At 38.1% G+C, this 9,877-nt stretch carries 15 protein-coding genes; 7 read left to right on the top strand and 8 right to left on the bottom strand.

Annotation, left to right across the window (positions count from 1 at the left end):
- Positions 1 to 135: 135 nt before the first annotated feature.
- The 4 genes from PN450_RS10865 to PN450_RS10850 form a co-directional block, all read right to left on the bottom strand.
- Complete coding sequence (locus tag PN450_RS10865) at positions 136 to 465, bottom strand: response regulator (protein WP_271836271.1); 330 nt, start codon at positions 463 to 465, stop codon at positions 136 to 138.
- A gap of 114 nt (positions 466 to 579) precedes the next feature.
- Positions 580 to 903 (bottom strand): helix-turn-helix domain-containing protein, encoded by a 324-nt coding sequence (locus PN450_RS10860; RefSeq protein ID WP_137908399.1) that lies wholly within the window; start codon positions 901 to 903, stop codon positions 580 to 582.
- A 4-nt stretch (positions 904 to 907) separates the two neighbouring features.
- Positions 908 to 1,285, bottom strand: a complete 378-nt coding sequence (locus tag PN450_RS10855) for a type II toxin-antitoxin system RelE/ParE family toxin (protein ID WP_053541131.1) — start codon at positions 1,283 to 1,285, stop codon at positions 908 to 910.
- A gap of 453 nt (positions 1,286 to 1,738) precedes the next feature.
- Positions 1,739 to 1,918: a hypothetical protein gene (locus tag PN450_RS10850; protein ID WP_271836270.1), complete on the bottom strand. Its 180-nt coding sequence runs from the start codon at positions 1,916 to 1,918 to the stop codon at positions 1,739 to 1,741.
- 339 nt (positions 1,919 to 2,257) lie between these two features.
- On the opposite strand from PN450_RS10850, the gene PN450_RS10845 reads away from it, so the two are divergent.
- From PN450_RS10845 to PN450_RS10830, 4 genes are all read left to right on the top strand, one after another.
- Entirely contained in the window at positions 2,258 to 2,467 is a 210-nt protein-coding gene (locus PN450_RS10845; protein ID WP_213799042.1) for a toxin-antitoxin system, antitoxin component, Xre family protein, read from the top strand.
- Positions 2,454 to 2,792, top strand: coding sequence for a type II toxin-antitoxin system PemK/MazF family toxin (locus PN450_RS10840; protein ID WP_271836269.1), 339 nt, complete (start codon positions 2,454 to 2,456; stop codon positions 2,790 to 2,792). Before PN450_RS10845 ends, PN450_RS10840 begins: the two co-directional genes overlap by 14 nt.
- Positions 2,793 to 2,978: 186 nt before the next feature.
- Positions 2,979 to 3,203, top strand: a complete 225-nt coding sequence (locus PN450_RS10835; protein WP_271836268.1) for a FitA-like ribbon-helix-helix domain-containing protein — start codon at positions 2,979 to 2,981, stop codon at positions 3,201 to 3,203.
- Entirely contained in the window at positions 3,179 to 3,595 is a 417-nt protein-coding gene (locus tag PN450_RS10830) for a type II toxin-antitoxin system VapC family toxin (protein WP_271836267.1), read from the top strand. The genes PN450_RS10835 and PN450_RS10830 overlap by 25 nt, the downstream gene beginning before the upstream one ends.
- Before the next feature lie 134 nt (positions 3,596 to 3,729).
- Here PN450_RS10830 and PN450_RS10825 read toward each other — a convergent pair whose 3' ends face one another.
- Both PN450_RS10825 and PN450_RS10820 read right to left on the bottom strand, forming a co-directional pair.
- On the bottom strand, positions 3,730 to 3,858 hold the full coding sequence (locus tag PN450_RS10825) for a hypothetical protein (RefSeq protein WP_271836266.1): 129 nt from the start codon (positions 3,856 to 3,858) through the stop codon (positions 3,730 to 3,732).
- 75 nt (positions 3,859 to 3,933) lie between these two features.
- A complete protein-coding gene (locus PN450_RS10820) occupies positions 3,934 to 4,578 on the bottom strand; it encodes a hypothetical protein (RefSeq protein ID WP_271836265.1) in 645 nt (214 codons plus the stop codon).
- 193 nt (positions 4,579 to 4,771) lie between these two features.
- Here PN450_RS10820 and PN450_RS10815 point away from each other — a divergent pair, with 193 nt between their 5' ends.
- The 3 genes from PN450_RS10815 to PN450_RS10805 all read left to right on the top strand — a co-directional run bounded on the left by PN450_RS10815 (position 4,772) and on the right by PN450_RS10805 (position 7,721).
- Complete coding sequence (locus tag PN450_RS10815) at positions 4,772 to 5,131, top strand: hypothetical protein (RefSeq protein WP_271836264.1); 360 nt, start codon at positions 4,772 to 4,774, stop codon at positions 5,129 to 5,131.
- Between the two features lie 58 nt (positions 5,132 to 5,189).
- Positions 5,190 to 6,143: an RpnC/YadD family protein gene (locus PN450_RS10810; RefSeq protein ID WP_271836263.1), complete on the top strand. Its 954-nt coding sequence runs from the start codon at positions 5,190 to 5,192 to the stop codon at positions 6,141 to 6,143.
- A 66-nt stretch (positions 6,144 to 6,209) separates the two neighbouring features.
- Positions 6,210 to 7,721 carry a CHASE2 domain-containing protein gene (locus PN450_RS10805; RefSeq protein WP_271836262.1) on the top strand — a complete coding sequence of 504 codons (1,512 nt, stop codon included), beginning with the start codon at positions 6,210 to 6,212 and terminating at the stop codon, positions 7,719 to 7,721.
- 11 nt (positions 7,722 to 7,732) lie between these two features.
- Here the strand turns inward: PN450_RS10805 and PN450_RS10800 are convergent, their stop codons facing one another.
- Together PN450_RS10800 and PN450_RS10795 are read right to left on the bottom strand one after the other, a co-directional pair.
- Positions 7,733 to 8,650 carry an NAD(+) kinase gene (locus tag PN450_RS10800; RefSeq protein ID WP_148763278.1) on the bottom strand — a complete coding sequence of 306 codons (918 nt, stop codon included), beginning with the start codon at positions 8,648 to 8,650 and terminating at the stop codon, positions 7,733 to 7,735.
- Between the two features lie 83 nt (positions 8,651 to 8,733).
- On the bottom strand, positions 8,734 to 9,735 hold the full coding sequence (locus PN450_RS10795; RefSeq protein WP_015078783.1) for an SDR family oxidoreductase: 1,002 nt from the start codon (positions 9,733 to 9,735) through the stop codon (positions 8,734 to 8,736).
- Positions 9,736 to 9,877: the final 142 nt, after the last annotated feature.

Raw genomic sequence — 9,877 nt, 5'->3', positions numbered from 1 at the left:
GGAGTCATACCTGAGTCTGGTAGATGGGACTTGCACCCATATCAGACCGAGAGTTCAACCTTTTTCCATGATTGGATTGGGTTGGTTAGCTTATGTACGGACTGATTACCGTGATTCAACTAACAACGAATCGCACTAGTGATGATTAATGAATTTGACAAGTTTTATCATCCAACTGGGTTCACTGCTATAAATGAGGATATTTAAAGAGGAATAAGTGTTAAAAATTAACTCTAATAATTCTAAAGAAGATTTAGCTGACTGAGCGCCAGAAGGTAAAGCAAATTGTAAATCAAGGACTATTAAATCTGGTGTTTCTATTTTTAGACGTTGTAGTGCTTCTTGGGGAGTAGAAGCGATAGTACAAATAGCAGAAGAGGCGAATTTTGTCAGAAAATCACAATTATTTTGGGCTACTTCTGGATGATCTTCTACAACGAGAAACCGCAGTGGCTTGACATTCATTGTCTTGGGTAATGATTAGATACGTATAGTTTACATCAAGTACGTATACTTAATCAAGACCTAGATCTCCGACTTCTTGAAGAAGTCGGGGATCTGAATAATGAATAATAATTATTAGACTACAATTATCTGAGCAAACTTACGATTTTCAGGTTTAGGTTTAACTGTAATCTCTACATCACTACCTAACTTGTTTAGATAGTCCATCAATCTATCAGTTGAAAAACCACTTAATCTACCTCTAATTAGTAGAGAAACTTTTGGTTGATCTATGCCTAGAATTTCGGCTGCTTGAACTTGTGTTAAATTTAGATTAGTAATGATTTCACTGATTTTACGGACTAACTCGGCTTTCAATAATCTTTCTTCAGGATTAGATAAACCTAAGTCAGCAAATACATTTCCGCTACTAACTTCAACTTGATTTTCTTCTGGCATTTTTTTACTCCATTTTTTCGGTAGTTTGCTGTAAATAATTTTCTTGAGCGATTTTCAATCTTTTTTTAACTAATTCTATATCTTGTTTTGGTGTAGCAATACCATGTTTTGATTTCTTTTGAAAGGAATGTAGTAAGTAGATAACACCCTCGAATTTAACAGTATAAATTGCCCTATATGTATCCCCATCAAAATCATCTACAATTTCTAAAACTCCTGCTCCAGAGAACCCGCGTAAAGGTTTTGCGTTAGGGTGTTTTTGACCGTGTTGTGCTAAATCAAGAGCGTAACCCATGACATCCTGTACATCTTCAGGAAACTTCTTTAAATCATTAAGGGCGCTTGCAATCCATCTGAGAGGCTTTTCCTGTTTTTCATTCATGTAATGTTAAGTATGCTAAAACTAGCATATTATGTCAACAAGTAATTATATGGTATTAAATATAATGTTGGTAAACTAGATCCCCGACTTCTTTAAGAAGTCGGGGATCTGAATACTAGGATCGCCCAAAATCATCCTTTTATAGAAAGAGCGATAGCGAAGCGCGACCCAGGAATCGCTCTGAAGGAATCGTATATCTAACTAAAATTGAGATTGGAAGTCAATAAAAGAATGCAGAATTTAGAATTTAGAATTACGTTTTGCAACGGGGATTTTACCCCGACGCAAAACCCGCTGCTTGTAGAAGCAGGGGACTTTAACCCCCAAAGGTAAGTTAATAAAAGAATATCTATCTCTAAAATAGTAGCAGATTGAGCTAATTTATCATCTGCTGTCACCAGAGAAAAATTATTAATGCTATACAAGGAATAATGGCACTAGTATCTAAATAAATCAATATCTTTCGTTCTCTCTTTCTTCTAATATCGTGGTACTCATTGCACTTCCTTTTAAAACTATTGATTTTCTAAAAGAGTTTAAACTAGGAAATACTTTTTTTTCTTGTTGAGGAGGAAGAAGACGAGCAATTTCTTTGCCTTCTTTCATCAGCACAAATTGCTCACCTTTAGCCACTTGTTTTAGAGGTTTATATAAATTTTAAGTAGCTTCTTCAATTGTAATCTGAGTCATAAATTTCTCAATATTTTACAAATGTATTCTAATTATATAACAGAGATAGATATTTTGTAAATAGGGAAACTAGATCCCCGACTTCTTTGAGAAGTCGGGGATCTGAAATATCAGAATCATTCTTTATCAAAAGAGCGATAGCGAAGCGCGACCTAGGAATCGCCCAAAATCATCCTATTCCCAAAAGAGCGACTGTAAATTAGGCTATAATGTGGAGGGATATTGCAGACTAAAGCAATTGTGGGTCACTATTAATGACTATTAACTAAGGACGGTTCAATAATGCAGGCTGATACAATACTAGATAAAAGGTTACTTGAGAAAATCCGTCAGCTAGTTCCTGAACAAATTGTACTAGTTGAAAACTTTATTGATTCTCTATACCAACATAACAGAGAAAATAGTCTGACTCTAGCTGCGGCCAAGCTTTCTGAGCCAACTCTACAAAAAATCTGGGATAACCCTGATGATGCTGAGTATGACAAGTTATAAATTTGGGGATGTTGTTTTAGTACCCTTTCCTTTCACTGATCAGACTACTACTAAAAAACGTCCAGCAGTGATTGTTAGTTCTAATGATTATCAGCGCGAGCGTTTTGATTTAGTGCTAATAGCCATTACTAGTCAATCAAATTCAGTAACTTCTTTTGGTGAAATAACAATTACTAAGTGGAAAGCAGCTAATTTGATAAAACCTTCAATTATCAAACCAGTTTTGACTACTATTAGCAAGGAATTAGTGATTAAAAAGTTAGGACAACTTGAGGAAGTAGACAGACAAGCACTACAAAATCTTTTACAGTGCATTTTGGGTTGACAGATAATCCTGTCATCGAAAGAGCGATAGCGTTCGCAAAGCGTCCCGGAGGGAACTAGCACTCCGCAGGAATCGCCTAAAATCATCCTTTCATGAAAGAGCAAAAGTTTTGGTTAGCTACTCTAATGCCAGCAAAGTGCTATCATTTAAGTAATAATCTGGTAGTAGACTAGCAAAGAAGGCATTATGGCAACAATTACCATTCGCAATATATCTGATGAGTTGATGGCTCGCATTAAACGCTTGGCGGCACAAAAGGGGGTTTCGATGGAGCAAGAAGTCCGTGATTTGTTGCAAAAACGCTATGGACAACGGGATGAAGTGCTTGCTCGTATTCGTCAACGGTCGGAGGTTTTACCGATGGAAGCAGAAAGTCGGGTGCAGTCTTGGAAATCAGCAGGACGACTTTAATGGTAATTGATACGATGGTTTTGGCCTATGCCCTCTTGCACGTAGAGAATAAGTATGAACAGGCACTAGCTGCTTTAGAAAGTGTAGATCAGATTGTCGTGCCTGATTCCTTGTTTGCCGAGTTGGGCAATGTAATTTGGCAATGGATACAATTTAGAGAATTACCATTGCAAATGGGATTAGATGCAATGCAAGATGCTGAGGCATTGGTTGATGTCATGATTTCTAGCTCTCAAATTCGAGATGTTGCTCTAAAACTGGCAGTCGAGGCAAGTCATTCGTTCTACGATACATTATTCGTAGCAGCAGCGATTCAATGTGATACTCAGGTGCTGACTTATGATCGGAAACTGGCGACTAAGTTTGGTGATAGGGTTATATTGCTGGAATAGATATCGCCTTCATTCACGTAATAAACTAGATCCCCGACTTCTCTAAGAAGTCGGGGATCTGAATACTAGGATCGCCTAAAATCATTCTATTATCAAGGAGCGATAGCGAAGCGCTCCGCAGGAATCGCCTAAAATCATCCTTTCATGAAAGAGCGATCGCCTAAAATCATCCCATTATCAAAAAAGTGATCGCCCAAAATCATCCTTTTCTCAAAAGAGCGATCGCCTAAAATCATCCTTTTACCAAAAAAGCGATCGCTCAAAATCTTCCTCTTATTGAAAAAAGCGATCGACTAAAATCATCCTGTTATGAAAGAGCGATCGCCTAAAATCACCTATTAGATTTTGCACCACGTAAAATCTAAATCATTCAAGGCAGTATCATCGCCCTTACCTTGTTCAGGTTCTACCTTAGCTCGGACACCACAAATAGCAACTCCGTTGTAGCTTCCTTGCCAAGGTCCCCAGTTTCCCCAAGGTGTACCTGAAGATTCAATTGGTCTCTGATTGCCACACATAAAACGCACAGAATTTGCAGCAGTATCATCTCCTGATCCCTGGTTAACCTCTACTTTTAGCTGAAAATGAGTTAGAAAAACACCTTGCGGACAATTAGAACCTTCACCCCAGTTACCCCACATTCCTGGATGCGGCATAATACGAGCTATATCGCGTCCATTGCGATCACGACAGTAGAGGGCAATAGCGTTAAGCCCAGTATCATCGCCCCTACCTTGATCAGGTTCTACCCTCATGGTGTAACCAGCCGCCCATGAGCCTGGTGGACAGTAAACAGGTTTAGTCCAACTACCCCATTGACCTCCATTGCCAGACTCTCTCGTAAAAAATTGATCATTACGAAATGTATTTTGTGCGAATGCTGGTTTAACAGGAACTGCACCAGTATTAATTAATCCTAAACTACAAAAGTGGGGCAAGGTCACTGCACTAAAACATATTGCAAGTCTTAACAACTTTTTCATTTTTTCACCTAAGCATTAACTATCAATGTTTCATTTTTGATAATAACTATGTAAGTGATTCCATATCAATGTGTATCCCCGCAGAAAAATGTGCGAACTCCCGCAAATAAAATTGCGAACTTGCGAACCCATCTAAAAACCCAAATCTGATAAGTGTGAGAACATCATTTCTCCACCTGTTCAGACAGCAATTATGAAATTCCCTATCCAAACACTGCATATCATCCTCACAGCGTCCTTACTGTGGGGACTGAGTACACCCGCTTTAGCTCAACAAATTTGGTCAGGAAAAGGTAAAATTGTCAGTGGTGCTGGTGAAGGTGGCACAGTTGGGTTAAAATTGGAGATTACAGACAACAACGTGCAGTTTCTCTCAGGTCCCTCAAAAAATGAACCACCATTTCAGCTAAATAACACTACAGATATTAATGGAACAGTAGAGACAAAAGCCGGAACTTGGCAATTTGTCCAAACAGGGAAAGAATTAGGAATCAGCTTGTCTCAAAATCATCCCTATCGAATTATTCGCTATCGTCTATTTCTCAAGATGTAATCGCTCATCAATAAAATGTTAAATTAATCTTTTCATCCTTAAATCAAATTAAAATTAAATGACTCGTTTTATCCACGACCAATTTGCCAAACAATATCTCACAGAACTATTAATATCTTATGGTCAAATAGAAATGAGTAAAGATATTACCTCAGAAGTTAGACAAATTGACGTATTATTTACACCTGCATCGCCATTTCCAGATGGTATAGAATCACTAGGATTACTAGGAAGAATGGCGAAAAATTCAAGTTATACTATATTTGAGCCATTTCGCAATGCTGTCAGTAAAAGTGAAATTCGCAGTTGTATGGGTAAATTATTTGACATCCATGCAGACCTAGAACGACAAACTAAACGCAATAATACGCGAATAAATGAAGAAGAATTACCATATTTATGGATTTTTACTCCTACAGCATCAGCAGACATTCTAGAAAGTTTTAATTTTACTTTAGATGAGGAGAATTGGGGAAAAGGAATTTATTTTTTAGGAAAAGCATTAAAAACTGTACTGATTGTCATTCATCAACTACCCACTACACCAGAAACACTGTTTTTGAGGGTATTAGGTAGAGGAAAAGTACAAAGACAAGCAGTAGAAGAATTAGAGGCACTATCAGAGAATAGTCCTTTTCTGACGAATATAATACAATTAGTACATGACCTAATTGCTGTGTTATCTGCACGTCAAGAAAAAGAACACGATATTGATCAAGATGATCAGGAGTTGATTATGAAATTATCAGAAATGTATGAACAACAATTAGCAGAAATTAAAAAACAAGAACGAGAAGAAGGAGAACAACAAGGACTCCAAAAAGGAAGACAAGAAGGTTTAGCAAGAGAACGTCGAGCTATGATTGAAAGTATCCTACAAGTACGTTTTGGAGAACTTGATTCAGAATTAGCCACAATTATTGATCAAGTAATTGCTATGACTAGGGAAGAATTTACTCCTTTGCTTTTGCAATTATCTCGTGAAGAGTTATTAGCAAGATTTACAAATTAAATTAGAACCCCGACTTCTTAGAGAAATCGGGGTTCTGAATGAATACAGATGTCAATAAGTAATCAAATGTTGTGGAGAAAAAGTTCGCAAATTAAATTTCTCAGCTTAGGAATAACTTGCAGTGTATTCTACAATTTCATCTTTTCCCAAATTCCTGTAGTTCAGAAATTGGAATTACAACTTCAAGATACTTTGCTGAGATTGAACCAGCCAAAAACTCCACCACCAGAAATTATATTAGTCAAAATTCAACCCCAGGATTTAGCGAATCAAAAGCTATCTTTAGGAAGATTATTCTATGCTGATTTAGTTGAAAATCTTTTAAAAGCAGGTGCTTCCGTCGTCGTTTTGAACCTCCACAATGACTGGGAAGAATCACCAGATTTTGAGTATTCAGTCAAAATGACTGAATCAATAAATAAACCTTTAAAAAATCTCGTACAAAATCATAATAAGCAAATTGTTTTAGTCACACGCACCAATTCAATTACTAATTCTAAAAAACCAAAATTTTTCATCTATAATCATCTTATTCCTTTTGATAGTGAACGACTTAAACCTTTAATACCTCCTGAGACTATTCAGGGATTTTTTGAATACGAACCAGAAGCAGAAGCACCCACACATTTAGGTAGTACGGCTCGAAGTTCCCATTTAGTGAGTCCGTTCTTTCTCTCAGAAAAAATTGACGAAATTCAAACCTTTAAATCTGTGACCCTTCTAGCTTTGGAAAAGTGGGAACAGCAAGAGCAAAAAGTTCATCTTTCCTCACGACTGGCTAAAATTACAAATCCGGTAAAAATAAAATTTTGGGGAAAGTCGGGAACTTTTCCTTTTCTAGAATTAACATCTATTTGTCGGCTTAATAAAGACAAGAAATGTCTAGTTGCGTCTCCTCACAAACTTTCTCAACAAGTCCGCAATAAAGTTGTTTTCATTGGTTTTGTAGAAGCGAACAACGTCCAAACAATGGCTATGTTGTCACCTTTCGGTGATAGTATGGCTGGGGTAGAAATTCAGGCTAATATTATGGCCAGTTTAATGACAGATTCATTTTTACAAATTCCTAGCCAATGGGTTGAGTTAATAATTGTTATTTTGGGAGGATTTTTAATCAGTATCGGTATTTATAATTATCAAAATTGGCATTTATTATTCATAGTTTTAGCAATATTTAGCGGTTATTTGGGACTATGTTTAATTGTCTGGAAATGTAAATGGATATTATTAATTCAGCCGCTTCAAGAACCACAATTCAACAGTATTTGGATTGAACACAGAGAAGAAATTTACCGCTTTTTCCGTGAAGCATTGAATAACGTGATCCAACACGCTCAACCACCTCACGGTACGGCTACCCAAGTATTTGTTAGTTTAGAGCAACAGGGAGATAAATGTACTTTAGTAATAGCAAATGATGGAGCTATTTTAGCATCTACTTATAGACCCAAAAAAGGCGGCTATGGTACTAAAATCATGGATACTATAGCCAACGAACTTCTAGATGGTGTATGGGAAATATCAGTTTTACCGAATGGAGAAGTGCGAGTTACACTAAGTTGGCATTTACCTAACTGAACAAGTGACAACTAAGGCAATTCTACAGAATTGGGTTTAGCAATATGTGGTAAACCCCAACCGAGTTTTTCCCGCAGAACACGGAAAAATTCCGGTGACTGGAGACGAATAAATCGGGCGCTATAGGGCGATCGCTCTAAATATACCCGATCTTCCGGTAAAACATAACATCCACCATTACCATCCACCACCATTACCAACCGGGGAATATTAACAGGATAGATATTAACTGGTTCACTATCAGGAAACACCAAAGCCCTAGAAGCCAGAGAATGGGGACAAATTGGGACTAACTGCAATACAGGGACACCAGGAGTAATTACTGGACCACCTGCGCTTAAAGAATAAGCTGTAGAACCCGTTGGGGTAGAAACAATAATTCCATCAGCCGCAATATCCACGGGTGAATGTCGCCCCACTGCGATTTCAAAATGGCACATACAAGTTAAAGGTTCTCGATGTAGCACCATTTCATTTAAACAGAGGGCTTCCCACTTTACCGTATCTCCCCGCATAACTTTAACGGTGAGCATAGCTCTATTTTCAACCTGATATGCACCCGCCATACACTGTTCTAAGGCTTGGGGCAATTGGTTAAGATAAGCTTCAGTCAAAAATCCCATGTGACCAGTATTTACCGTCAGCATGGGGATACCAGAGGGGGCTACCAGGCGTGATGCTGCTAATACAGTTCCATCACCTCCTAACACCACAGTAAATTTCATATCTGAGTCAAAGCCAGGGGGCGTAAGACCTTCAATGGGGGTGTGCAAGACAGGACTATCTGGTTGAGAATAGCCCAATATCCCACCGATACTCGCTGTGATGTATACATCCCAACCAGCAGCGGTGAGCTTGTCTTTTAGTTCGATAGCGACACTACTCGCTATCGGCTTAACATCGTTGTAGATAATGCCTGCTTTCGGCACACTCAAATATCCAAGTTTAAGGGATGATTTTTCTGTATCTAATAGTTACACATTTTAGCCTAATGTCACCATTCGGCTGACATTTATTGACTATTGGCTTTGGAGGATTGTTTAAAGGGAGTCTTTTTACTTTTAAGCTTTTTACTTTTGGCTTTTTCGTAATCTAACTGTTTCAGCTTATTCATAATCCGACTGAAGTATTCTTGTAGATATGCTTCTAAGGTGGTAGTTTCTTGTTTGTCTAAACCAAAAACAGTATATACTTCGTCCATATTTTCTGAGTTTAGAGCTTTACCACCAGCTAAGACTTCTGTAAAAGCTAATCTATCAGCAACATTCCATCCCCATTGAAAGCAGCGCAGTAAATTTTGGACAGCCCGTAATAAACTGATAGGCATTCGTGTAACTTTTGCATCTCTATCAGATAAGCGTTCACAAAGATTAATAATTTCCTCAGCACTCCAAGCACGAGTTCCCACGACTGGGAAAGCTTGCTTTTCTGTTTCTGTCACAGTCAAAGCCCGCACCGCGAATTTAGCAATATCCTGCGTATCCATGTAGCCAATAGGTGAGGATGTTCCTGTTACCCATACTGGTTGTTTTTCTAAAATAGGTATGCCGTACTGACCAATCAACCCTTGCATAAATCCAGCTAAACGTAAAACTGTGTAGTTTAAACCGGACTCTGCTAAATATGCTTCTGTACATCGCTTAATTTCCATCAGGGGTACATTGGGGTATTTATCAGCATCTAAAATTGAAAAGAAGATAAATCTTTCTACACCAGCAGCTTTAGCGGCTTGAATTAATGCTACTTTGCCATCCCAATCCACTTCTTTAATAGTTAGTGAATCTGTGGCGCGAGATGTAGCAGCATCAATAACTGCGGTTACACCTGTTAATGCTTCTGTCAGGGTTTGTGGATTACACAAGTTTCCCCGTACCAGTTCTGCACCCCATTCTTTGAGAAAAGCAGCTTTTTTAGGACTCCGAACCAGACAGCGGACTTTATACCCTTCATCAATTGCGCGACGAGCCACTTGTCTTCCCAAAGTGCCAGTTGCACCAACTATTAATAATGTCATGGGGTTGGTTATATATCTTAATGTTTATGAAAAGAATCTTAACAGAATTTAGTTATCTAAATAAAACTTTACATCTTTTTAATAAAAGATAGGAGTCAGGAGTCAGGAGTCAGGAGTCAGGAGTCAGGAGTCAGGAGTCAGG

Source organism: Dolichospermum lemmermannii CS-548 (assembly GCF_028330815.1).
GTDB lineage: Bacteria > Cyanobacteriota > Cyanobacteriia > Cyanobacteriales > Nostocaceae > Dolichospermum > Dolichospermum lemmermannii.
This window is presented reverse-complemented; position numbering and strand designations above follow the sequence as displayed.

What these genes read in the sequence shown, in the direction of transcription:
- PN450_RS10865 (WP_271836271.1), bottom strand. Translation starts at nt 465, where the DNA reads ATGAATGTCAAGCCACTGCGGTTTCTCGTTGTAGAAGATCATCCAGAA.
- PN450_RS10860 (WP_137908399.1), bottom strand. Translation starts at nt 903, where the DNA reads ATGCCAGAAGAAAATCAAGTTGAAGTTAGTAGCGGAAATGTATTTGCT.
- PN450_RS10855 (WP_053541131.1), bottom strand. Translation starts at nt 1,285, where the DNA reads ATGAATGAAAAACAGGAAAAGCCTCTCAGATGGATTGCAAGCGCCCTT.
- PN450_RS10845 (WP_213799042.1), top strand. Translation starts at nt 2,258, where the DNA reads ATGCAGGCTGATACAATACTAGATAAAAGGTTACTTGAGAAAATCCGT.
- PN450_RS10840 (WP_271836269.1), top strand. Translation starts at nt 2,454, where the DNA reads ATGACAAGTTATAAATTTGGGGATGTTGTTTTAGTACCCTTTCCTTTC.
- PN450_RS10835 (WP_271836268.1), top strand. Translation starts at nt 2,979, where the DNA reads ATGGCAACAATTACCATTCGCAATATATCTGATGAGTTGATGGCTCGC.
- PN450_RS10820 (WP_271836265.1), bottom strand. Translation starts at nt 4,578, where the DNA reads ATGAAAAAGTTGTTAAGACTTGCAATATGTTTTAGTGCAGTGACCTTG.
- PN450_RS10815 (WP_271836264.1), top strand. Translation starts at nt 4,772, where the DNA reads ATGAAATTCCCTATCCAAACACTGCATATCATCCTCACAGCGTCCTTA.
- PN450_RS10810 (WP_271836263.1), top strand. Translation starts at nt 5,190, where the DNA reads ATGACTCGTTTTATCCACGACCAATTTGCCAAACAATATCTCACAGAA.
- PN450_RS10805 (WP_271836262.1), top strand. Translation starts at nt 6,210, where the DNA reads ATGTTGTGGAGAAAAAGTTCGCAAATTAAATTTCTCAGCTTAGGAATA.
- PN450_RS10795 (WP_015078783.1), bottom strand. Translation starts at nt 9,735, where the DNA reads ATGACATTATTAATAGTTGGTGCAACTGGCACTTTGGGAAGACAAGTG.